This window comes from Agrobacterium sp. 22-210-1 (genome assembly GCF_053522525.1).
On record NZ_JBNWCI010000001.1, the window covers coordinates 367,630 to 390,117 of the forward strand.

Annotated in this window: 25 protein-coding genes; 10 read left to right on the top strand and 15 right to left on the bottom strand. The window is 59.2% G+C overall.

The genetic code is table 11. The annotated features are described in order from the left end of the window. Positions 1 to 14 precede the first annotated feature (14 nt). Genes ACQZ5F_RS01820 through ACQZ5F_RS01830 form a run of 3 tightly spaced genes read left to right on the top strand, consistent with a single transcriptional unit; the run spans position 15 to position 2,626 of the window. Positions 15 to 302 (top strand): lipid-A-disaccharide synthase N-terminal domain-containing protein, encoded by a 288-nt coding sequence (locus ACQZ5F_RS01820; protein ID WP_046797966.1) that lies wholly within the window; start codon positions 15 to 17, stop codon positions 300 to 302. Beyond that, positions 295 to 1,788 (top strand): ArnT family glycosyltransferase, encoded by a 1,494-nt coding sequence (locus ACQZ5F_RS01825; RefSeq protein WP_225339677.1) that lies wholly within the window; start codon positions 295 to 297, stop codon positions 1,786 to 1,788. Before ACQZ5F_RS01820 ends, ACQZ5F_RS01825 begins: the two co-directional genes overlap by 8 nt. Beyond that, entirely contained in the window at positions 1,778 to 2,626 is an 849-nt protein-coding gene (locus ACQZ5F_RS01830; RefSeq protein WP_046797968.1) for a phosphatase PAP2 family protein, read from the top strand. The genes ACQZ5F_RS01825 and ACQZ5F_RS01830 overlap by 11 nt, the downstream gene beginning before the upstream one ends. Before the next feature lie 243 nt (positions 2,627 to 2,869). Here the strand turns inward: ACQZ5F_RS01830 and ACQZ5F_RS01835 are convergent, their stop codons facing one another. From ACQZ5F_RS01835 to lgt, 6 genes are all read right to left on the bottom strand, one after another. Beyond that, complete coding sequence (locus ACQZ5F_RS01835) at positions 2,870 to 3,802, bottom strand: ribose-phosphate pyrophosphokinase (RefSeq protein ID WP_046798416.1); 933 nt, start codon at positions 3,800 to 3,802, stop codon at positions 2,870 to 2,872. A 220-nt stretch (positions 3,803 to 4,022) separates the two neighbouring features. Then, the gene (locus ACQZ5F_RS01840) at positions 4,023 to 4,787 is read right to left on the bottom strand and encodes a hypothetical protein (RefSeq protein ID WP_225339678.1); all 765 of its coding nucleotides are present in this window, start codon (positions 4,785 to 4,787) and stop codon (positions 4,023 to 4,025) included. Positions 4,788 to 4,877: 90 nt separating this feature from the next. Beyond that, complete coding sequence (locus ACQZ5F_RS01845; protein ID WP_046797970.1) at positions 4,878 to 6,029, bottom strand: M24 family metallopeptidase; 1,152 nt, start codon at positions 6,027 to 6,029, stop codon at positions 4,878 to 4,880. Position 6,030: 1 nt separating this feature from the next. Beyond that, on the bottom strand, positions 6,031 to 6,825 hold the full coding sequence (gene pgeF / locus ACQZ5F_RS01850) for a peptidoglycan editing factor PgeF (protein WP_448731013.1): 795 nt from the start codon (positions 6,823 to 6,825) through the stop codon (positions 6,031 to 6,033). Between the two features lie 149 nt (positions 6,826 to 6,974). Next, positions 6,975 to 8,075: a class I SAM-dependent methyltransferase gene (locus tag ACQZ5F_RS01855; RefSeq protein WP_309581578.1), complete on the bottom strand. Its 1,101-nt coding sequence runs from the start codon at positions 8,073 to 8,075 to the stop codon at positions 6,975 to 6,977. 15 nt (positions 8,076 to 8,090) lie between these two features. Continuing rightward, positions 8,091 to 8,903 (bottom strand): prolipoprotein diacylglyceryl transferase, encoded by an 813-nt coding sequence (lgt, locus tag ACQZ5F_RS01860; RefSeq protein ID WP_225246591.1) that lies wholly within the window; start codon positions 8,901 to 8,903, stop codon positions 8,091 to 8,093. Between the two features lie 308 nt (positions 8,904 to 9,211). Between lgt and ACQZ5F_RS01865 the strand changes: the two genes are divergently transcribed. The 4 genes from ACQZ5F_RS01865 (at position 9,212) to ACQZ5F_RS01880 (ending at position 11,595) form a co-directional block, all read left to right on the top strand. Beyond that, complete coding sequence (locus ACQZ5F_RS01865; protein WP_046797974.1) at positions 9,212 to 9,475, top strand: accessory factor UbiK family protein; 264 nt, start codon at positions 9,212 to 9,214, stop codon at positions 9,473 to 9,475. 429 nt (positions 9,476 to 9,904) lie between these two features. Then, positions 9,905 to 10,405: a type III secretion system chaperone family protein gene (locus ACQZ5F_RS01870; protein WP_046797975.1), complete on the top strand. Its 501-nt coding sequence runs from the start codon at positions 9,905 to 9,907 to the stop codon at positions 10,403 to 10,405. 2 nt (positions 10,406 to 10,407) lie between these two features. Beyond that, positions 10,408 to 11,226 (top strand): pyrroline-5-carboxylate reductase, encoded by an 819-nt coding sequence (proC, locus tag ACQZ5F_RS01875; protein WP_052818066.1) that lies wholly within the window; start codon positions 10,408 to 10,410, stop codon positions 11,224 to 11,226. Positions 11,227 to 11,253: 27 nt separating this feature from the next. Beyond that, the gene (locus ACQZ5F_RS01880; RefSeq protein WP_046797977.1) at positions 11,254 to 11,595 is read left to right on the top strand and encodes a tRNA-binding protein; all 342 of its coding nucleotides are present in this window, start codon (positions 11,254 to 11,256) and stop codon (positions 11,593 to 11,595) included. A gap of 79 nt (positions 11,596 to 11,674) precedes the next feature. On the opposite strand, the gene ACQZ5F_RS01885 is transcribed toward ACQZ5F_RS01880, so the two are convergent. From ACQZ5F_RS01885 to ACQZ5F_RS01900, 4 genes are all read right to left on the bottom strand, one after another. Beyond that, positions 11,675 to 13,054: an ATP-binding protein gene (locus ACQZ5F_RS01885; protein ID WP_225246569.1), complete on the bottom strand. Its 1,380-nt coding sequence runs from the start codon at positions 13,052 to 13,054 to the stop codon at positions 11,675 to 11,677. A gap of 30 nt (positions 13,055 to 13,084) precedes the next feature. Next, complete coding sequence (locus tag ACQZ5F_RS01890; RefSeq protein WP_046797979.1) at positions 13,085 to 13,798, bottom strand: response regulator; 714 nt, start codon at positions 13,796 to 13,798, stop codon at positions 13,085 to 13,087. Between the two features lie 2 nt (positions 13,799 to 13,800). After that, positions 13,801 to 14,328, bottom strand: a complete 528-nt coding sequence (locus ACQZ5F_RS01895; RefSeq protein ID WP_052818353.1) for a MarR family winged helix-turn-helix transcriptional regulator — start codon at positions 14,326 to 14,328, stop codon at positions 13,801 to 13,803. Between the two features lie 199 nt (positions 14,329 to 14,527). Continuing rightward, positions 14,528 to 15,133 carry a DUF1236 domain-containing protein gene (locus ACQZ5F_RS01900; protein ID WP_046797980.1) on the bottom strand — a complete coding sequence of 202 codons (606 nt, stop codon included), beginning with the start codon at positions 15,131 to 15,133 and terminating at the stop codon, positions 14,528 to 14,530. Between the two features lie 233 nt (positions 15,134 to 15,366). Between ACQZ5F_RS01900 and ACQZ5F_RS01905 the strand changes: the two genes are divergently transcribed. After that, positions 15,367 to 16,011, top strand: a complete 645-nt coding sequence (locus ACQZ5F_RS01905; RefSeq protein WP_046798418.1) for an MBL fold metallo-hydrolase — start codon at positions 15,367 to 15,369, stop codon at positions 16,009 to 16,011. An 85-nt stretch (positions 16,012 to 16,096) separates the two neighbouring features. On the opposite strand, the gene ACQZ5F_RS01910 is transcribed toward ACQZ5F_RS01905, so the two are convergent. The 4 genes from ACQZ5F_RS01910 to ACQZ5F_RS01925 all read right to left on the bottom strand — a co-directional run bounded on the left by ACQZ5F_RS01910 (position 16,097) and on the right by ACQZ5F_RS01925 (position 19,224). Next, complete coding sequence (locus ACQZ5F_RS01910; protein ID WP_003494703.1) at positions 16,097 to 16,312, bottom strand: cold-shock protein; 216 nt, start codon at positions 16,310 to 16,312, stop codon at positions 16,097 to 16,099. Positions 16,313 to 16,759: 447 nt separating this feature from the next. Next, on the bottom strand, positions 16,760 to 17,662 hold the full coding sequence (locus tag ACQZ5F_RS01915; RefSeq protein ID WP_052818063.1) for a DMT family transporter: 903 nt from the start codon (positions 17,660 to 17,662) through the stop codon (positions 16,760 to 16,762). Positions 17,663 to 17,845: 183 nt separating this feature from the next. Next, positions 17,846 to 18,154: a hypothetical protein gene (locus tag ACQZ5F_RS01920; RefSeq protein ID WP_080841942.1), complete on the bottom strand. Its 309-nt coding sequence runs from the start codon at positions 18,152 to 18,154 to the stop codon at positions 17,846 to 17,848. A gap of 146 nt (positions 18,155 to 18,300) precedes the next feature. Next, positions 18,301 to 19,224, bottom strand: a complete 924-nt coding sequence (locus ACQZ5F_RS01925; protein ID WP_137084934.1) for an EAL domain-containing protein — start codon at positions 19,222 to 19,224, stop codon at positions 18,301 to 18,303. Between the two features lie 211 nt (positions 19,225 to 19,435). Here ACQZ5F_RS01925 and ACQZ5F_RS01930 point away from each other — a divergent pair, with 211 nt between their 5' ends. Further along, complete coding sequence (locus tag ACQZ5F_RS01930) at positions 19,436 to 20,638, top strand: pyridoxal phosphate-dependent aminotransferase (RefSeq protein WP_052818061.1); 1,203 nt, start codon at positions 19,436 to 19,438, stop codon at positions 20,636 to 20,638. A gap of 210 nt (positions 20,639 to 20,848) precedes the next feature. Here ACQZ5F_RS01930 and ACQZ5F_RS01935 read toward each other — a convergent pair whose 3' ends face one another. Next, positions 20,849 to 21,955, bottom strand: a complete 1,107-nt coding sequence (locus tag ACQZ5F_RS01935) for a calcium:cation antiporter (protein ID WP_225339087.1) — start codon at positions 21,953 to 21,955, stop codon at positions 20,849 to 20,851. Positions 21,956 to 22,149: 194 nt separating this feature from the next. On the opposite strand from ACQZ5F_RS01935, the gene ACQZ5F_RS01940 reads away from it, so the two are divergent. Next, positions 22,150 to 22,416, top strand: coding sequence for a DUF2188 domain-containing protein (locus tag ACQZ5F_RS01940; RefSeq protein WP_046797986.1), 267 nt, complete (start codon positions 22,150 to 22,152; stop codon positions 22,414 to 22,416). Positions 22,417 to 22,488 lie beyond the last annotated feature (72 nt).

Sequence of the window (22,488 nt, forward strand, 5' to 3'; positions counted from 1 at the left end):
CGGCCTTATGGTCCATGCTGCATGTGAACAGCTGGGAGGAATTTCTCTGGGTCATGACCGGCTTCATGGGCCAGATGCTGTTCACCATGCGTTTTCTGGTTCAGTGGATTTCGTCGGAACGGGCCAACCGTTCGGTCATCCCGGTGGCGTTCTGGTATTTTTCCGTTCTCGGCGGCCTGGTGCTGTTGTCCTATGCGGTGTGGCGTCGCGACCCGGTCTTTATCATCGGACAGGCATCCGGCCTGTTCATCTATGCCCGAAATCTCTGGTTGATCCATGCAGAACGCCGCCAGCATGCATGACGGGACAGCGGCTTTGCCCTATGCGCAGGCGAGCCAGCAGCGCCAATGGATGACGCTGGCGCTTACGGCCATCGTGCTTGTGACGGCGCTGCGCGTCCTCGGTCTTGCCTTCAATCGAACCGATCTGTTCGTTGATGAGGCGCAATATTGGCTGTGGGGCCGGGAGATGGCTCTCGGCGCTTATTCCAAACCGCCGCTGATCGGCTGGCTCATCCGCGCCTTCAGCATTCTGGGCGGCGGCGAGGGCACTTTTCAGGTGCGGCTGGCCGCACCCGTGGTGCATGGTATCGCTGCGGCGGCCATCCTTGTTCTCGGACGAATGATCTACGATGTCAGGCTGGCTTCGCTCGCCGCCGTCGTCTATCTGACGCTGCCCGCCGTGACGCTTGGCAGCCTGCTGATCTCGACCGATACGCCGATGATGCTGTTCATCGTGCTGTCGATGATCTGCGTGCGCAAATTGGCGCAGGCCCGCAGTGAGGGCAGGGCGGCGGTGGGCTGGAGCGTTGCGCTCGGTCTCTGTTTCGGCCTCGGCCTGATGTCGAAATATGCGATGATCTATTTTCTGCCATGCTTCATCGCAGCTGGCTGGCTTTGCATGGGCTGGCGCATCCGGCTGCGGGACGCAGGCGTTGCCGCCCTTGTTTGCGTCGCGGTCATCGCTCCCAATCTGTGGTGGAATGCGGCGCATGATTTCATGACCGCGCGCCATACGGCTGACAATGCCAACTGGCATGGCATTCAGCTGAAAATCGGTCCGGCGCTTGAGTTTTTCTTCTCGCAGGCGGGTGTTGTCGGGCCGTTCGTCTTTGTCGCCATGATTGTAGCGACATTGCGCGCCAAGAATGCCGAAACCCGGGCGCTGGTCGCTCTTTCGGTGCCGATCGTGCTGTTGATCACGGCGCAGGGGTTGATGTCGCGGGCGCTGGCCAACTGGGCCGTCGGGGCTTATGCGGCGGGTGTGCTTCTGGCGGTGCCGGTACTGGCATCCCGACGCTGGCTGACGGTTTCCACCCTCGTGCTTGGTGGTATTGTCGCCGTCGTGCTGCCCGTCATGACAATTGCCGGGACGGAACTGCGTCTACCGAGCGGTGAACTGGCGATGAAGCGTTATCTCGGCCGGTCGGAATTGGTGTCTACCGGTTTTACGCGGGCGAAGGAAACGGGGGCGGATGCCATTGTCGCTTCCGATCGCTCCATATTGGCCGAGCTTTTTTATCAGTTGCGGGACGAAAAACAGGTGCTGACGCGCGCATTGCCGGAAACCGGCGTGCCTTCCAGCCACTACGCGCTTCTTTATCCGTTGAAAGCCGGGGAGGCGAAAAATCCCCTGTTCCTGGCAAGCATGGATGGTCTGCCGGCCTGCCTGGCCGGCGAAGCGCCGGTTGTGCGCTGGACCGCCGGGCCGGGCTTCCTCGAAGGCAGGGAAATCGGGCTATGGCGCCTGCCGCCGCAATGCATTCCGGGAGGCGTCAATGGACAATGATCTTTCGCACATGCGGATCACGATCTGGGTAATGTTCGTTACCCTGGCGCTTGTCATCCTGTTTGCGACCTTTCCTTCTATCGATCTTGGGGTTTCTTCCCTGTTCTTTTCTCCCGAGGGGCGTTTGTGGTCTGGCCGCGAACCGCTTCCCGAGTGGTTTCGCGATACATTGCGCGAGCTGACGGAACTCGCCACCATTTTGGCCTTCATCGTCTTTATCGGCAACATCCGGCTCGGTTCCGTGCAGCGTACCGGTTGGCGCGTCTGGGCGTTCCTCTGTGGGCCGGTTGTTTTGTGTGCCGGGCTTCTGGTCAACGGCGTGCTGAAAGCCAATGTCGGTCGTGCCCGGCCATTCAGCGTCAGCGATTTCGGCGGGCAGCAGCTTTTCACGCCGCCCTTTCAGTTCAGCACGCAGTGTTTTTCGAACTGTTCGTTTTCGTCGGGGGAAACGGCACTGATCGCCAGCTTTTTCCTGCCGCTCTGCGCGCTTGTCTGGCCCCGCCTGAAATGGCGCGGTCGTGTTGTGATGGGCAGCTTCGCCGCCGGTGCAGTCATCTTCATGTCCGGTCTTCGTATCGCGGCCGGCGGGCATTTCCTCAGCGATGTGGTGATGTCTGTGCTGTTTTCAGCCCTGACGACGCTGTTTCTCTACCGGGCGCTGGCAATCGGTCGCCATCGACATCTGTTTACGAGTGATGCCGTTACGGCCGATACCGTCAGCCTGTGGCGCAATGGCAGCCATGCCGTGCGTGTGCGGGCCAGGCGCTGGTGGCCGAAAATCAAGGCCGCCGCCACACGCCTGCAGCGTCCGCCGGATGCGGGCGCGGCATCGTCTTGAGTGGTGCAGAATAATTTTTGCGGCCCTGCTTTAGCGCTTCAATGATTTTCCGGGAAGAGAGGCCGCGACCTTTCGGACACGTATGAAGTATGGGTGTCATCCGGTGAATGGCAAACCTTACCAAGCACTCCGACGTCATCCTCGGGCCTGTCCCGAGGATCTGCAACGGCTTGATTTCGTTCACGTGTTTAGATCCTTGGGTCAAGCCCAAGGATGACGTTTAGATGATGTGCAACGGCAGCGTCAGTCGAACAGGCCGGACACCGACTGTTCCTGCGCGGTGCGGTTGATTGCTTCACCGAGCAGGCCCGCCGTGCTGATGACGCGGATATTATGCGCGGATTGCACACCGGTGGTCGGCTGGATGCTGTCGGTGATCACGAGTTCGCGCAGCTTCGAGGAGGCCACGCGGGCAACTGCGCCGCCGGAAAGTACCCCGTGGGTAATATAGGCGGTGACGCTGGTGGCGCCCTTCTTCAGCAGCGCTTCGGCTGCATTGCAAAGCGTGCCGCCGGAGTCGATGATGTCATCGATCAGGATGCAATCCTTGCCGGAAACATCACCGATAACGTTCATGACTTCGGATTCACCCGGACGGTCGCGGCGCTTGTCGACGATGGCCAGCAGACAGTCCAGACGCTTCGACAGGGCGCGGGCACGCACCACGCCGCCGACGTCAGGTGAAACGACCATGACGTTGTTGGTGTCGTAATGTTCCTTGATGTCGCGGGCCAGAATGGGGGCTGCGAACAGATTGTCGGTCGGGATATCGAAAAAGCCCTGGATCTGGCCGGCGTGAAGATCGAGCGTCAAGACGCGGTCGGCGCCGGCTTCGGTGATCAGATTGGCGACGAGTTTGGCGGAAATCGGGGTGCGGGGGCCGGCTTTGCGATCCTGGCGGGCATAACCAAAATAGGGAAGCACCGCGGTGATGCGCTTTGCCGAAGAGCGGCGCATGGCATCGATCATGATGAGCAGTTCCATCAGATGATCATTTGCCGGAAACGATGTGGACTGAACGACGAAAACGTCTTCACCACGTACGTTTTCACTGATTTCTACGAATATTTCCTGATCAGCAAACCGCTTTACGGTGGCATTTCCGAGAGGAACGTTGAGATACTTGCAGATCGCTTCGGCAAGGTGCCGGTTCGAATTGCCTGCGAAAACCTTCATTGCGGCCGCCTGTTTCCATGCCATCGCCTTGCGCTACGGAAGTCTGTCTGCCGTAACCAAGCGTCGTTCAAGGGGAGGAACATCCGGCCGAAAAGCCTTTGCCGGACACGCCTTGTTGCCATGCGCGCCTTAATAGCGCTGTTGCTTCCGATTGCAAGAGGACTCAGCGCTTTCGCAATGATTTTCATGAAATCTCTGTGACTTCTCCCGCCGTTTCACCTCATCCCCTTTGAGACTGCTTCCATGATGAATAGTCGTTGAGCGTTTTTGCGGCGATATCCTGCATGACCCTGTCGGTCACGGCGGCCCATGGATCGCTGCCTTTGGCGGCCACTGTCTCCTGTCCCTGAAGACGGTGGAGCCGCACACCATTGGCATCCAGAACGTCCCAGACGTAAATGACATTGACCTTGCCGCCATCGGCGAAGGCGGAGAAATATCCCTTCAGGATGTTTTCGGCCGAATTGTCGTTGGAGGCGCGGATGGTCAGTCCCTTCGCCCGTGCTTCGGCACCCAGTTGCCGCGAGAGTGGCGTGACGGCCTGAACGGGCGCGCCGATGATCGGCAGGAAGCGGATGGTATTGCCGGAACCGGCAGGAGCAAGCGAGGCCGTTTGTTGCAGGGGCGGTTGCTGGCCACCCGCAGGGGATGGTGCGGATGAAGGGGCCTGGCCAAGCGGCTCACCATACTGGCTGCCGCTGGAAAGCGCCTGTGCCTGCGCCTGCAAGGAATTCTGCGGCGCATAGGCCGGCACGGAAGATGCGGTTGCTGAAGCGCCTGCCGGCGCGCGGTCGGCAGCGGCGGCCATCTGGTCGAGATCGCCCTGGGTTACCGGCGTCGATTGTGAGGCGTTGTGGCCAACATCCACCTGCGGGGTCAGCGCCTCCGTGGTGTTGCAGCCCGAAAGGGCCAGCACCAGTGCCGGAACGGCAAGAGCTGGAAAGACAAAGGCTGGGAAAGGGGAGACACACCCCGTCCGGCTCATGTGACGTTTTCTCTCATGTTCCGCTCCTTCTTGCCCAAGGTGGCGGCAATGTAAGGGCGGTTTTCCCGCTCTGTCAAACCCGGTAGTGATTTAAGCTGTGAGAAGATCGAGGCTATGGCGCGAGAGCGGCTCCGGAGCGCCGTCCGTGGTCAGATAGGTCTGGCCGAGCGTCATGGCGGTGCCGGCATCGGAGTCCATCACGATCATATGCACGAATAGCGTCATGTCGCTGGTAATCTCCTGCGGATTGCCGGCATGGAACATCTGATGCTCCATCCAGGAAGGGGAGAAACGTGCGCCCAGCGAATAACCGCAGGAGTTCAGCCGGTGACGGGTCAATCCGCGCTCGTCCATCACGCGGGCATGCACGTCGAAGACATCGCCGAAGGTCTTGCCCGGCCGCAATACGTCCTCAATGGCGGTGAGGTTTTGCAGGCACGCGCTGTAAAGCTCCTTCTGGCGGAAATCCTGTTCGCCGATTACCACCGTGCGCATCATCGCGGCGTGGTAATGGGCGCTGACGCCTGCCCATTCCAGCGTCAGCTGGTCCTTGGTATCGAGCCTGCGGCGGCCGGCCTTGTAACGGCATAGCAACGCGTCGGCACCGGAGCCGATGATGAATTCATTGGCGGGATAATCGCCGCCGCCCGCCAGCACCGCGCCCTGCATCGCTGCGAGAATTGCGGCTTCGTCCGCGCCGGGCTTGATGAGCGGCAGCGCCGCGTCGAGGGCGTCGTCAGCCAGCTGGCCGGCCTTGCGGGCATAAGCAATCTCGGCCGGGCTTTTGACGAGCCTGAGCGTGCTGACGAGGTAGGAGGCGTCAACCATCTGGCCGAAGCTGGCAAGCTGGTTGTCCAGCAGGCGGGCGACACGGCCGGTCATGCCGTGGGTATCGTATTCCACGCCGATCTTTGCGCCGAGCAGGTCGAGGTCGCTCAGGAGATTTTTAAGATCGAGCGTCGGGTCGGCATTGGGCCGGTCGACCCAGATGAGGATATTTTCGATGATCGAGGTATTGCGCGCCTGACGCAGATCGGCCGAGCGGGTCAGCAATGTCATGGAGCCGTCCGACTTGACCACCAGCGTCTGGAAGAAGCAGTAGCCGAAGGTGTCGTAACCGGTCAGCCAATACATGCTTTCCTGCGCGAAAAGCAGCAGGGCATCCAGCTTCTCTTCCGCCATTTTCGCCATCAGCCGCTCGCGGCGGGCATCGAATTCCGAAAGCTCGAAGTGCAGGGCCATGTCAGTCCTCCAGAATTGCGATTGCGGAAATCTGCCGGCCATAATCGGGTTCGGCGCGGTGGGTCGTGCGGCGGTAGGAATAGAAACGTTCTTCGTCAGGATAGGTGCAGAGGCCGAGATTTTCCGCCTTTACGCCGGCTTTGGTCAGGCGGTCGATGGTGAACCGCTTGAGATCGAAGAGGGCATGGCCCTGCTTATCCGCTTCGGTGAAATAATCCGCGTAAGCCGGATCGATATCGGTGAAGCGCGCCACATATTCCGGCCCGACCTCGTAATTGCTCTGGCTGATGGAGGGGCCGAGGGAGGCGGAGATGCGCTCGCGGCTGGCGCCCAGCTTTGTCATGGTCTCGATGGTGTTTTCTAGAACGCCGAACAATGCACCCTTCCAGCCGGCATGGGCAGCGCCCACGACACCGGCTTCGGCATCGGCAAAAAGGATCGGGCCGCAATCGGCGCTCAGCACGCCGAGCACGAAACCCGGCGTCGCCGTCACCATTGCATCGGCCTGCGGGCGGTTGCCATCATAGTTTTCGTCGACCACGAGGACATCAGGGGAATGGACCTGATGCACGGTGGCGAGGCGTTCCGCGGACAGGCCGAACCATTGCGCCACGCGCCGCCGGTTTTCCTGCACAAGTTCAGGCTCGTCATGCGAGCCGAGACCGACATTGAGACCCTGATAAAGCCCTGAGGAGACGCCGCCCTGCCGGGTGAAAAAACCGTGGCGAACACGGTTTTCACTAAAGGCGGCGAGCAGGGGACTCTGGATGGGGAGCGGCAGCGTTGCGTTCTGCATGGTGCGGGAGTTCCTTGGAGAATATCGCTGTTGGCCAGTGGGTGCGTTAAGCGAGATGTTTCCTGTTGCTGCGGCGTTGCGCGGCGTGTGTGATGCAGTGTGCCTGCTTCGTGTGTCGCGGCGATGTTGGCCCAGAGGTTATTGCGCTGTCAATCCACCGCACGAAACGGCATGAGATGAAGCGCGGGACTCGAAACGGCGACGACCTTGAAAAGTTCCCCCATCTTGCCGGCCCCTTCGCCGGCGAGACGGTTGACCGCTTCGGCTATGTCCAGGGTCTGGTCAGGTGTTGCTTTTGCGGCAAGTGCGCTCGCCCTTTCCTTAAGGCCGAGGCCATAGAGAAAGTCACCCTGCCTCAGTGTGCCATTGATATGGACGCCGGTTGCCTGCGCTGTTTTTACGAGGCTTTCGAAATCGACGTGGCTCGTCAGGTCGGCCTCGCCCGGATGTGCCAATGGCGGGTCGAAAGCATGGTTGCGCATGGCCTGCAGGGTATCGCCAAACCCGGCGACCAGATGGCCGTAATCGATGGCGAGCGCCGTACCGCCATGGGCCGACAGGCGCTGGCAGATGGCCGTCATCACGGCTTCGCGGGCGGGTGAAACTTCGAATATGGTGCCAAGCGGCTGTCGTTCAGGCTGCGGCGGCAAAAGGGCCGGGTCGATGCTGGCAAGGCCGGTCGAGAAGACAAGCTCGTCATTCGCATCGAGACTGACGACCCGTTCGCGAAAACCCTGCGGTGTTCTCACGAATTGCCGGATCGGAATGGCGTCGAAAAGTTCGTTCGCGACGAGGAGCAGGAAGCCTTCGGGCACCACGTCGAAACTTTCATGCCATGTCAGCCGGTCGGCATGGTCGGCAAGCGTTTCCTTCTGGATTGCGGAAAGGCGGGGACTGGTTTCCACCAGATGTACCCGCATCGTTTCGTAAAGCGGCGGGGCGATGCGGCGGATGACGCGCAGCATGTCCGACATCATGGTGCCGCGACCGGGGCCGATTTCCACCAGCTGCGCTTGAGCCGGTGCGCCGTGCCGCTGCCAGGCATGGACAACGAAAACCCCGAGCATTTCTCCGAAAAGCTGGCTGACCTCGGGTGCGGTGATGAAATCACCCGAGCGGCCGAAGGGTTCGCGGCTCTTGTAATATCCGTGTTCGGGATCAGCGAGGCAAAGCGAGAAATAATCGGTGACGCTGAGCGGACCGTTGAGCCGGATAAGGGATTTGATGCGTTGCGCAAGCGGTGTGGTCATGGCAGGCCATACCGCTCAGGCGCTTTTTGCCGCGCTGCGCGCGCGAAGGACCGCCCACAGCCCCAGAAGGAACATGGGTGTGGAGAGCACCATGCCCATGGTCAGCCAGTTGCCGGCCAGATAACCGATCTGGGCGTCCGGCTCGCGGAAGAATTCCACGAAGATGCGCGACAGCGCGTAACCGCAGACGAAGATGCCGGTGACGACGCCGGGCGTCTTCAGCGCCTTGAAGGCATAGATGGCAATGGCCAGAATGATGACGAGCACAAGGCCTTCGAGGCCAGCTTCATAAAGCTGGCTCGGATGCCGCGCAAACGGGCCGCCGGTTGGGAACACGACTGCCCATGGAACGTCGGCGATGCGCCCCCACAATTCGCCATTGATGAAATTGGCGATGCGGCCGAACAGCAGACCGATGGGTGCCACGGCCGCAATGACATCGAACATGCTCCAGACCGGGATGCCGTTCTTGCGGGCAAAGAGGATCATGGCAATGGTAGTGCCGATAAGCCCGCCATGGAACGACATGCCGCCGTTCCATATTTCCAGCGCGCGTATCGGGTTGGCGGCAACGGCGCCGAGATCGTAAAACAGGATGTAGCCGATGCGGCCGCCGAGCACGATGCCGCCCGCTGCCCACAGGATAAAATCGTCAAGATGCTGTGCCGAGATCGGCGACGTATCGTTTGGCCACAGGCGATCCGTGCGGGCGAGGCGACGGGCATAAAACCAGCCGAGCATGATGCCGGCGACGTAGGCAATGCCATACCAGTGGATCGCCAGAGGCCCGATGGAGAGCGCAACCGGATCGATATTGGGAAATGGCATGATGGCAAGTTGAGTGGGAGCGGCTAACAATCCGTATATTCCGTCATCGTTGCTGGGCGGACAACAGAATGATCCATTGCCTCAAGGGGCCGGGCGATGATGCTCACCGGTCTCCCTGACGCCAAGGAAAATGGCGATTGCCGAGGCGGCGGTCAAGGTGATTTTTCGTGAGCGGATTGCGATGCCGGGCGCTGCAGCGAAAGGCCGCATTTTTCGATTTCGCTTGCAAGGCGGCTGCCGAGCACCTACCTGAAAGGCATCAACAGCAGGGAATGGAACGCTCCCTGAACCGACGAAGGAACAGCGCCATGAGCACGACAGGCACCAACCGTATTCTGGATGAATTCGCCAAGCTGATGACCGATGCGGCCGGCGCGGCGCAGGGCGTGCGCAAGGAAGCGGAAGCCGCCCTTCATGCACAGGCCGATCGCTGGCTGAACAGTCTTGATGTCGTCAAACGTGAGGAATTCGACGCGGTGCGTGAAATGGCCATCAAGGCGCGCGATGAAAACGACGCGCTGCGCGCCCGCATCGAGGCTCTGGAAGCAAAGCTTTCGGCGACTAACGACTGATTCTTTAGCGCTTTTTCCTGATGGGTCCCGGATCGCCTGCGATTCCGGGACTTTTTGTTTGCGGGCCATGCAACCCGAACTAATCTCCGGTTGCCGTAACCAGCCTCCAGCGCGATTTTTTTGGGGCCTGTGGACACTTCCAAAAAACGCAATCGCCAGAGTCGCTTATGTATCTCGCCTGAGGTGATGGGGGAGAAGATATCCACTGTTCAAAAAGCAAAAATGGCGGACGAGGGGTGGCAGCAGGACTCGGCCATTATACACTGATTTTAAATGATGATTCGAAACGACCTGGTAAGCTCCGGACAGGGTGAATGCGTAATTCTGTTGGTGTCGGGCAATCGTCTCAAATGTTGAATCCGGTTTGTGTGTGCGTTTTGTGCCCGGCGTTCAAAACAGAACATTCCATACCGGCTGAGAAGGTGCCGCATGAGCCTGATAGAATTTGAAATTGAGCGTCAGTCCAATCCCGTGGACATGATCGAGATTGTCGCCGCCTCGAACGACTGGTCTTTCGAGCGTTCCGGTGAAGACGAGATCGCCATGACGGTGGCTGGTCACTGGGCCGACTATCACGTTTCCTTTGCGTGGATGGAGGATTTCGAAGCGCTGCATCTGGCTTGCGCCTTCGATATCAAGGTACCTGACCAGCGTGTCAATGAAGTCATTCGCCTGCTCTCGCAGATCAACGGCCAGGTGCTGATGGGTCATTTCGATCTGTGGCGGCAGGAAGACGTGGTGATCTTCCGGCAGTCCCTGCTTCTGGCTGGTGGTGCCGAACCGAACAACCAGCAGGTGGAAGTGCTGCTTTCCAGCGCGCTGGAAGCCTGCGAACAATATTATCAGGCATTCCAGTTCGTAGTCTGGTCGGGGCTGGATGCGAAAAGTGCAATCGAAGCGGTCATGTTCGAGACCGTCGGAGAAGCGTGACGATGGTGTACAAGGCTTCCGGTCCGCTCGTCCTCGTCGGCGCCGGCAATATGGGCGGCGCCATGCTTTCGGGCTGGCTGAAAAAGGGCGTGCCGGGATCTCAGGTCATCGTCGTCGATCCGGGCCCTTCCGATGCCATGCGCACGACGATTGCCGAAGCCGGCGCGGCGCATAGTCCAAGCGTTCCGCAGGGCGTCAAGGCAGGCATTCTTTTCGTGGCGGTGAAACCGCAGATGATGGAAGCCGTGCTACCGTCTCTCAAGCCCTTGCTGGGGCCGGATACCGTCGTTGTCTCGATTGCCGCCGGCACGACCATCGGCACCTTCGTGTCGCAGTTCGGCGCGGTTGCCGCCGTGCGGGCCATGCCCAACACGCCGGCCATGGTGGGGCGCGGTGTGACGGGCGCCTATGCCAATGAACTGGTAACGCCGGAGCTTAAGGCTGTGGTGGACGGATTGCTGAAGGTCAGCGGTCCGGTCGAATGGGTGGAAACCGAAAGCGATATAGACGCGGTGACCGCTGTCTCGGGCAGCGGCCCGGCTTATGTCTTTTATCTGGTGGAATGCATGGCGGAAGCCGGCCGTAAGGCCGGTCTGCCGGCGGATGTGGCCATGCGCCTGGCGCGAGAAACCGTGGCCGGCGCAGGTGAGTTGCTGCACCAGTCTCCCGATGAGGCGGCGCGGCTGCGCCAGAATGTGACCTCACCGGGCGGCACGACGGCTGCGGCACTTTCCGTGCTGATGGCTGAGGATGGCATGCAGCCGCTGTTCGACAAGGCGGTTGCGGCGGCAAAAAAACGCGCCGAAGAACTTGCTGGTTGAAGCATTGCAGGCGGGTGGGAGCAGGGCATGAGCGGTGAAATTTCCTACGCCGATTTCGAGAAGGTGGACATTCGTGTCGGTACGATCGTTGAGGCTGAACCCTTTCCCGAAGCCCGCAAGCCGGCAATCAAGGTAAAAATCGATTTCGGACCTGAGATCGGCATCAAGAAATCTTCAGCACAGATTACGGTGCATTATACGCCGGAAAGTCTGGTTGGCCGGCAGGTGCTGGCTGTGGTGAATTTTCCGCCGCGCCAGATCGGTCCGTTCCGCTCCGAGGTCCTGACGCTCGGCTTTGCCGACGGTAACGGTGATATCGTGCTTGCCGCCGTTGAACGGCCGGTGCCGAACGGCGAGAAAATGTGCTGAGACAGCAGCACGGGCGTTCGATCTTTCAGGTTGAGCACGGGACTCCCGAACGCCTCATGACAGTTTTCTGTTCGGCGTCCTACGCCGGAATTTTGACGATTACCCGCAGTCCGCCCAAGGGGCTGTCATCCAGCGATACGTCGCCGCCATGGCTGCGGGCGATGTCGCGGACGATGGAGAGGCCAAGTCCCGTACCGGAGGCGTTGAGGTTGCGCGCCTCATCCAGCCGGAAGAACGGCTTGAAGACATCCTCTCTAGAAGCTTCCGGAATACCCGCGCCGTCATCATCGAAGGTCATGATGATGGAGCGCGGCGCCTTGCGGATATCGATGTGCAGATTGGTCGCATAACGCCGGGCATTCTCCGCCAGATTGGCGACGAGGCGGGAAAGAGCATTCGGGCGCGCGATGATGCGGTCGATATTATAAAGCTCGTAGCTGAATTTCTTGCCGTGAAGCTCGAAATCATGGCCGATCTTCTCCAGAAGTGCGGGAAGCTCGAGCGTGCCGACGTCCTCTTCGACATCGGTGCGGGCAAAGGTCAGATAGGCCTCCAGCATCGACTGCATGTCCTCGACATCCTTGTCCAACCCTTCAAGGTCCGGATTATCGCCTGCCAGAGCCAGTTGCAGCTTGAAACGGGTGAGGATGGTGCGCAGGTCGTGGCTGACGCCGTTCAGCATGGCCGTGCGCTGTTCCATCTGCCGCTCGATTCGTTCGCGCATCAGGATGAAGGCGAGACCCGCCCGCCGGACTTCATCTGCGCCACGGGGAGAATAGGCTGTGAGTTTCTGGCCGCGGCCGAAATTCTCTGCCGCTTTGGCAAGCGCTTCGATGGGCTTGATCTGCCCGCGCAGGAAAAGGATCGAGATAGCAATCAACACCAGCGATGCGCCGACCATCCAGACGAGGAAGATATGGGTATTTGAGGCATAGGCTGCGCTGCGGCTGGTGAAGACGCGCAGGGTCTTGTCGTCAAGCTGGACGCGGATTTCGACCAGAGAGCCGTTGCCATAGGTATCGATCCAGAATGGCCTGCCGATCTGCTGACGCAACTGATCGGCCAGAATTCTGTCGAGGATCGAAAACAACGGCTCCGGCCTCGGCGCGGGCAGGTCTGCCTTGGGTTCGATATAGACGCTGAGATCCAGCTTCTCGCGGGCAATGCGGATGACGCGCTGGTAGTCATCTTCCTCGGGGTCGGTTTGCAGGAGCTCGATGATTGCGGCAATATCGCGCGTCACGGCGGCGGAAAGACGTTCCGTCACCAGCTGCCAGTGGCGTTCCATGAAAACGGCGGCGACGACGGCCTGAAGCAGGATCATCGGCAGGATGATGATGATCAGCGAACGCGTGTAAAGCCCGGTGGGCAACCAGTGGCGCAGCCATCGGCCGGACATGCGCCAGGCCTTTGCTATGCCGCTTCTTTTAACCGTGCTCAGAAAATCGAGGCTTGCCATGGCCGTGCGCCCGCCTTTCGTTTGTCCTTGTCAGTCCACGCTCAGCCGGTAGCCGATGCCGCGTACCGTTTGCAGATAGACCGGATTGGCGGGGTCGTCCTCGATCTTGCGGCGAAGACGGTTGATCTGCACGTCGATGGTTCTTTCGCCCACTTCCGATTCCGCCTCCACTAGCTCGTGCCGTGGAATGGTGTCACCGGCGCGGAGCGCAAAAAGCAGCATGATCTCCTGTTCGCGGTCCGTCAGGCGGATGGTTTCGGGGCCGCGGCGCAATTCCTTCTTGGGAATGGAGAAGCTGTAGGGCCCGAACATGATCTGCTCGATCTTCGGTGTATCTGGCGAGGTGTTGCGCCGCAGGATGTTGTTGATGCGCAGCACGAGTTCGCGCGGATCGAAGGGTTTGGCGAGATAGTCATCCGCCCCGGCCTCCAGCCCCTCGATGCGGGAATCCGCTTCCGAGCGGGCGGTCAGCAGAATGACCGGCACGGACTTGTCCTCGTTCAGCGAGCGGGTGAGCGAAAGTCCGTTTTCTCCCGGCATCATCACGTCGAGGATGAGCAGGTCGAAACGGATGCCGATCATCTTGCGCCGGGCTTCGGCCGCATCTGCAGCGACGGAAATGCGGTATCCCTTCTCACCCAGAAAGCGCTGGAGAAGGTTGCGAATGCGGGCGTCGTCGTCAACGATGAGGAGGTGGGCGGCGTCATCATCAGCCGGCGGGCGCTTTGTCGTTGCTGTCGCCATCGTCACTCGCCTTCCGCTGTTGTCGGGCTGCGCATCTGCGCCAGGAATTTTCGCACGCAGGCGCGAGCATCGGGACCAAGTCCCTCCAGCGCACGATCGATACGCCGCGATTGCGGTTCACTCAGCGCCAGCGCCAGTTCGCGTCCGGTCAGCGTCGGATAAAGCCGCCGCTGGCGGCGGTCTTCGGGACCGGCCATCTGGCGGATATAACCGTCGTCGATCAATTGCTTCAGCACGCGGGCAAGGCTCTGTTTGGTGATCTGAAGCGTGTCGAGCAGATCCGCCACCGTCATACCGGGTTGCCGGCTGACGAAATAGACCACCCGGTGATGCGCACGGCCATATTCCAGCTTCGACAGGATGACATCGGGATCGGAGACGAAATCGCGATAGGCAAAAAACAACGCCTCGATCGTATCGAAGTCGATCTTGCCGTCGTCAACCTTCGGGAGTGCCGGTATTTGCCTCGCGGCGGCGGTTTTGAGCGATTGCGGTGGCACTGCGGTTCCTTCATATCCTGCGGCTGACATACGTCGATGCGCCAATATTCTGTAAACATAGCCGAAAATGCGTCCGCTCGGGAGAATGTCGCCGATCATTTTCTGTTGCGGTGGATAATATGCTGCGGGTGCGGGTGCAACTGGAATCCTGAGTGACCTTTACCGGAAATAGAAAAGAGCGCGGGAAGCCCGCGCTCTTCAGTTGTTTCATACCGTTCAGTAAGTGGGTCTACTGGTAGACGTAGACGATGCGGTGGGTTGATGGCTCGACCAGAACCGGCACGTCGTTCACCCGTACATAACGATACTGATAGTCGGGAACTTCAACGAGACGGGTATCTGACGGCAGAGTTGTGCCGACGACCACATCGCCATCGAAGGTGACGGTGTCCGCAGGATGTTCGTCCATATAGGTGATAACCGCTTCGGGCGGGGTGATGTCGACATCGCCAACGCGGCCGAGATTCGGATCACCGGGATTGGGTTCAGCCTGCACGCTTGAGGTCTTCTCATACGTCACGACAGGCACGCTGAGTTCGGTGCGACGGTCTTCGAGAATGACGGGAGAACCCTCATACATGACATTCAGATAGTCCGCATGCGCCCAACCGCGCAGGCCATTGACCTCGATGCGGCACCAGCTGCTGCCATCCATGCAGCCGTCCAGAACCGCACTGCTGCCACGGGTGGCCAGGCCCAGTTCGGGGTAGTCTTCGCCGGGGCCTGAGCGAACGGAAATATCCGATGCGGTGGTGGCGACCATGGCGGCGTTTGCATAACCGGCCATCAGGGCGAAAGCGCCGCCAGCCATGAGCATTTTAAGCGTCTTGTCCATGTGTCTCACTCCTTTTAAGACTGGAGCTACAACGTCGGAGCCACCCGGGCGTTCCACATTTTTCGGTAGCAATTTCCGTTTTGAGCAGGAATGCACTGGTTATCTTATTGAATTTTATTGTTATTTTTAAAGGCAATCCGGCAACGGAAAAGCCGTATCTTTTCTCCGCCATTGTACTGGGGCCGGTCGCGGTCTATAGGAAGCGGGATTTTTCGGACAAGGAGACACGGGATATGGGAAAGTTGCAGGCGGGCATTATTCCGGTCACGCCGTTCGAGCAGAACTGCACCATCCTCTTCGATCAGGATACCAAAGAGGGTGTTGTCGTTGATCCCGGCGGCGATGTGGACGTCATCCTTCAGGTCGTCGCTGAAAACGGCATCACCCTCAAGGAAATCTGGCTGACCCATGGACATCTCGATCATGCTGGCGGTGCCGAGGAATTGCGCGCGAAACTCTCGCTGCCGGTGATCGGTCCGCATGAGGATGACCGGCCGTTGCTGGACAGGATCGAGGTGCAGGCCGAAAAATACGGTATCGCCGGTCTTCAGAATGTTGTGCCGGACAAATGGCTGAAGGACGGGGACAGGGTATCCTTCGGGGACCATGTCTTTGAGGTCTATCACTGCCCGGGCCACGCCCCCGGCCACGTCATCTATTATAATCGTGACCAGCAATTTGCCCATGTCGGGGACGTGCTGTTTGCTGGGTCGGTGGGGCGGACCGATCTGCCCGGCGGGAACCACGAGCAATTGATGGCGTCCATTCGCGACAAGCTTTTGCCGCTCGGCGACGATGTCGGGTTCATCTGCGGGCATGGTCCTGGCGGGCGGTTGGGCGATGAACGCCGCAACAATCCCTATCTTCAGGGGATCTGAGCGCGTTGCGCATGGCGCGGGCGCAGGCATAAAAAAACCCGGCATTCCTGCCGGGCTTCAACTAGAAAAGAAAGCCGTTTTAGGGTCAGCCAGCAATCTGCAGATTGACTGCCTTCGGGCCCTTGCCGCGACGATCCGGTTCCGTGTCGAAGCTCACTTTCTGATTTTCTGAAAGTCCGGACAGGCCAGAAGCCTGTACAGCAGAGATGTGAACAAAGATATCAGCGCCACCATTGTCTGGCTTGATGAAGCCGAAGCCTTTGTCTGTATTGAAGAATTTTACGGTGCCAGTTTCGGCCATGCATCAGGTCCTTTTCGCTCTGCCCGCGTTCAGCTACAGGCAGCATTACAGTTTTGCCCCGCGAGGGCGTTGGCAGGCAGTTCTTGACTATTGAGAAAATGGACCTTCACAGCGGGAAGTAATGGCGTTCTCATCCAACGTTTTTCGTCCCACCGCCCGAGGTTTTTAGCGTCCCCAGTGCGCAAATTTTATAGGCCTTCCCATGCTCGCAAATTGCCCGAACCGCGGTAGAGTGATGCGTTTATGGAAAATTGGCAAGCAAAAGTTTTCACGGGCTTTTTGTCAGATAAAAAACCTGCGGTAGAATAACGGCGTGCAATCGCACATTTTTTTCGCATAGGCGATATTTGATGAAATAATTGCCGGTTGGGGCGGGTGTTCCCGGCAAAATTTTGGATGCCGAAACGCGTTTTTTACGCGGAGCGAGAAAAAACGGTTCTTTTTGCGTCAGGCTGTTCCGGCCACGGTTTTTTGCCGTTTTCGCGTCAGTTCAGGCACCAGTTCCACGATCAATATGGCGATGAATATGATCAGGCATCCGACATAACCGGCGCGGGAAATGGTCTCATTCAGGAAAAGCGAGGCCATCAACGCGCCGAAAAGCGCCTCCGAGGATAGGAATATCGCCGCCTGCGGCGCCGTGGTGTAACGCTGGCCGATGACCTGCAAGACGAAGGCGAGGCCGGAAGATACGAGACCGACATAGAGGATTTCTGCCAGCGAGGCTTCGATTGCGCCCATGCTGATGGGTTCGAAGGCAATGCCGATCATGCAACTAAGAAGGGAGCAAACCGCGAACTGAGTGCAGGAGAGGGCCAGCGGCCGCCCGCTCTCGGAGACGAAGCGGCCGGCAAGCGTGATCTGAATCGCCCAGAAGAAGGCGCAGATGATGCTGAGAATATCTCCCCTTGTCAGCGCCTCGAATGCGCCCCCGGAGAGGAGGAAGATGCCACCAAGCATCATCAGGGCGCAGGGCCAGACGATCCAATGGGGATGCCGCCGGTAAAGCACGACGGCGATCACGGGAACGAAGATGACGTAAAGCCCGGTCAGGAAGCTGGAATTGGTGACGGTCGTGGTCAAAAGCCCGACCTGCTGGGTGGTGGCGCCGCCGAACAGGGCAAGCCCCACGAGGATATAGCTGCCGATTTCCTTGCGGCGCGGCGGTGATTTTTTCGACCGGGTTTCAAGCATCGCAAAAGGCAGCACGGCGATTGCGGCAATGGCGAAACGCAGACCGACGAACCAGAAAGGGCCGATGGAGGCCATGGCGGAGGATTGCGCGACAAAGCCGCCTCCCCAGATCGCTGCGGCGAGCAAAAGCAGCATATTGGCCTGAATACGCGTCATTGTTGGCACCAGCACACAAGGGGCCGGAAGATCATTCAATCGCGGCCCTGGCAATTCGGGGATTTTTTGAAATGTCGATCAGACGGTTTCCCGGGTGCTTTAGCAGCAACCTGCCGGTGCCGCAAGCCGGCGGAAGGTGGTCACCGCCAGACGGGCGACTGCCATGGCTTTTGGGGCATCAGCTTATTTGTAGCGGCGGGCTTCATCCTTGAGACTGCGCCGGGTAAGCGTCAGGCCGCCGATGCCGAGGCCGATGAAGGCCGCAGCCGAAAGGATGATGAGCAGGAAGTGCGGACCCGCCTGCGAGGTGGCCGCTTGCGGGATCGAGGCAGTTTGCAATGTATCGACGGCTTGGGCCGCCGCATTGGCGGATGTCGCGATACCCGCGGCCATGGTGACGATGACAAGAAAAGCAGCCGCTGCCATCCAGAGGGAAAACAGCGTTCTCTGCGCCCTTAACCTTTCAACGGAAGTCCGGTCGTTGGTAAACATGGCGATTGCCTCTTGTCCCTGTCCATGAAGGATAAAAGAGGCTTCGAAATGGACGGCTTGGAGACCGAATTCTGGCGTTCCGCGGTATTTATTGCGGCAATATTGTGGCAAACGCGATTACAGGGAACTGCCTGCCGCAGATAGGCTCAGAGGCCGCGTTTTCCGAAGGTGCGGGTCTGGCGCTGTGGATGCGGCTCCGTGGGGCGCTCTTCGCGGAAAAATGGTGGCATCGTACGGTCCGTCCGCGGAGCAGTGTTGAAATAGGCGCTGCCGAGTTCGGGAAAGCGTGCGTCGAAACTTGTGGGCGCGAGTTCCGGTTTGGCGAGAGCGTAACCCTGCATCAGCACGACGCCGAGTTCCTCACACAGATCGACCTGCCAGCCGCTCTCCAGCCCTTCGAATACCGGCTCTATTCCATCGTCGCGAAACTGGCTGACGATGACGCGCAGAAGGGCGGCCCCTGCCGAATTCTGCATGAAATCGCGCACCCAACCCGCTTCGAATTTGACATAATCGGGTTTGATGAGTTTTACCCGGTCGATGTCGGAATCGCCGGCACCGTAGTCGTCCAGCGCCACGCGAAAGCCGATGTCGTGCATGTGGTAGGCGAAGTCTGCGACCATCTGCGTGTCGGAGGCTTTTTTCTCGGAGATTTCGCAGACAATACGGTCTGCCGTCATGCCGGCCTCGTGGGCGGCAAGGCGCATGCGCTCCACTTCCTGCCGCATCTTTGCCGGCGTCTGGAACAGGCCCGGATGGAAGTTGACGAAGATACGGGCGCGGGAACGGTTGAGCCTGCCGGTATTGAGAATGTGGATGGTGCGCAGGATACTGTCGATATTCTCGATATCGTCAGGCTCCACGAGGGAGAAGAATTCGCCTGGCGTCACCGGTTCGCCGTTGCGATGCGGCCGCACCAGACCTTCGAAGGAATCGATGTCGAGCGCGCCGCTCGTCGTTCGACGGAAAATGGGTTGCAGGGCAGATTTCAGGTTGAATGTTTGGTAGGCCGTGGACCATGTGCCATCGACCTCGCGGACAAGACTGGAAAAGATGCTTTTGGGCGCCATTTTTCAACCAGCTATAGAGACACGACCCCTAGGCTCGCGAATATAGCGTATCAAGCGTTACTTCCGGGTTAAGGAAGGTTTAAATTCCCTGCTACAGCACATAAGCCGGCTTTTGACCTTGAAAGAAGGTCTGTCTTTCGACATAGAAAGTGCCGCAGAAGACAAGTTTTTCAGCGTCTACCGATGTCAACCCCAATAGGACCGATTAAAAATGGCCTTCCTTGCCGACATTCTCTCCCGCGTAAAGCCATCCGCCACCATCGCCGTTACCCAGAAAGCCCGTGAGCTGAAAGCGAAGGGCCGCGATGTGATCAGCCTTGGCGCCGGCGAGCCGGATTTCGATACGCCCGACAATATCAAGGAAGCGGCCATCGACGCCATCAAGCGCGGCGAAACCAAATACACGCCCGTTTCCGGCATTCCGGAACTGCGCAAGGCCATTGCTGACAAGTTCAAGCGCGAAAACGGCCTGGATTACAAGCCGGAGCAGACGATTGTCGGCACCGGCGGCAAGCAGATCCTTTTCAACGCCTTCATGGCCACCCTCAACCCGGGTGACGAAGTCGTCATTCCCGCGCCTTACTGGGTCAGCTACCCGGAAATGGTGGCGATCTGCGGCGGCACGCCTGTATTCGTCGACACCACGCTTGAAGACAATTTCAAGCTGACGCCGGAAGCGCTGGAAAAGGCGATCACACCGAAGACAAAGTGGTTCGTGTTCAACTCGCCTTCCAACCCCTCGGGTGCCGCCTATTCGCATGACGAACTGAAGGCGCTGACGGACGTGCTGGTCAAGCATCCGCATGTCTGGGTGCTGACGGACGACATGTACGAGCACCTCACCTATGGCGATTTCAAATTCGTCACCCCGGTTGAGGTTGAGCCTGCGCTCTATGATCGTACGCTGACGATGAACGGCGTCTCCAAGGCCTATGCCATGACCGGCTGGCGTATCGGTTACGCGGCCGGCCCGCTGCCGCTGATCAAGGCCATGGACATGATCCAGGGCCAGCAGACCTCGGGCGCCAGCTCGATCGCGCAATGGGCGGCTGTTGAAGCGCTGAACGGCACGCAGGATTTCATTCCGACCAACAAGAAAATCTTCGAAGGTCGCCGTGATCTCGTCGTCTCCATGCTCAACCAGGCCAAGGGCATCAATTGCCCGTCACCGGAAGGCGCATTCTACGTCTACCCGTCCTGCGCCGGCCTGATTGGCAAGACCGCGCCATCTGGCAAGGTCATCGAGTCGGATGTGGACTTCGTCTCCGAGCTTCTGGAAGCCGAAGGCGTCGCCGTCGTGCAGGGATCGGCTTTCGGCCTCGGCCCGAACTTCCGCATTTCCTACGCCACGTCGGAAAGCCTGCTGGAAGAAGCCTGCAAGCGCATTCAGCGTTTCTGCGCCGATTGCCGTTGATCGGTTTTTGATATTGATTGAAGAAGCCCGGCAGCGATGCCGGGCTTTTTTGTTTTTGATAGATGCCCGCTCATTCGACGTCATCCTCGGGCTTGACCCGAGGATCCACAACCCGGAGCGATGGATCCTCGGGTCAAGCCCGAGGATGACGGCGTAGGGGTTTCGACGACGCCTTTCAGATGCTGGAAATCCGGGTGGGCCCCTGGTTTTTTAAAGCCCCAGAAACAGCAGCATGATGAAGGTGGCGAAGAGGATGAAATGGGTCATTCCCTCGATCGCATTGGTTTCGCCGTCATTGAGATTGATGGCGGCGGCGATGAGGGTGATGAAGACCATCACGGTTTGAACCGGTGTCATCGCCATGATGAAGGGCTGGCCGGTATAAAGCGCGATCCCCTCCATGACCGGCACCGTGAGAATGACCGTCGACAGCGATGCGCCCATGGCGATGTTGACTACGGCCTGCATGCGGTTTCGCAAGGCGGAGCGGAGTGCGGTGAGGATTTCCGGCGATGCCGAGATCGTCGCGACCACCACGGCCATCAGCGCCGGTGGCGCGCTGGTGCCTTCGAGGCTCTGGCTTAAGAAGGCCGCCATGAATTCCGCGAGTACACCGATCAACACCACGCCGGCGATGATGAGCCCGATGGAGAGGGACACGCTGCCTTCTTCCTCTTCTTCCGCGTGGCTGCCGGATTGTTGGCCGGCGGGATGCGCCTTGCGGGGATAGGCATAGCTGAAGAAATAGCTGTGCGGACCGACCTGCATTTTGAGGAACAGGGCATAAAGCGCGATCATGGCGACGATGGTAAAGGCGGAGTAGACGTGCCAGCTTTCGTCGGGAATGAACTCCGGCACGATCATCGAGATGCCCATGGCGGTAAGGATCATCACCCCGTAGGTCTTGCCGGAATCGTCATTATAGGGCTGCTCGCCGTGGCGCAGCCCGCCGAGCAGGGCGGCGAGGCCGAGAATGCCGTTGATGTCGATCATTACGGCGGAATAGATCGTGTCGCGCACCAGTGTCGGTGAGCTGGATTCGCTCATGATGATGGCGAGGATCAGCACTTCCACCGCAACTGCCGAGAGTGTCAGGATCATCGTGCCATAGGGATCGCCGACCTTGGCGGCGAGGATTTCGGCGTGATGGGCAACCCGCATCGAGACCAGAACGATGAGCCCGATCAGGGCGATCGCGGCAATAAGCGAGGCTGTCTTTCCGGCCTCGAATATCGCATGTTCGGCCATATAGGCGGCGATTGCCGCCGGTATCGCGAGCAGCAATATGCGCTCCTGCTTCAGAATAGAACCCGCCATTGATTTCCCTTCCCCTGATAGCCGCAGGCTGTGACGTATCGTCTCTCAGATCAAGCAGGATTTGCGCTTGAGTGCTTTTGGTAGGATAGTGATGTCGCAGGACATGCTGCTCATGCCGCGGTGTCCCCGTTGGGTGCAATGCTTGAAACGCGGTTGTGGTTGCCATGTCGCCTACTGAAACAGGAGGAACATGCATGACCAAAGTAGTGTATGAAATCGTCGAACATGACGGAGGCTTCGCTTACCGCATGAACGGCGCTTATTCTGAAACTTTTCCTTCCTATGCGGATGCCGTCGAGGCTGCGCGTATCGTTGCCGCTGAACAGCAGGTGGGCGGCGATGACGAGGAAATCAGCTATCAGGACGAACGCGGCCAATGGCATGAAGAATATAGCCAGGGCGGCGACCGGCCGGAAGCTGAGGTCGTGGACAAGACTTTACCGTCGGCCAGACTGTTTTGATGAAAGAGCCGGCATTTCCGGTCAAATCGGCATCACCTTACATGATCCGCAAGTTGGTTTTACATCATCGCG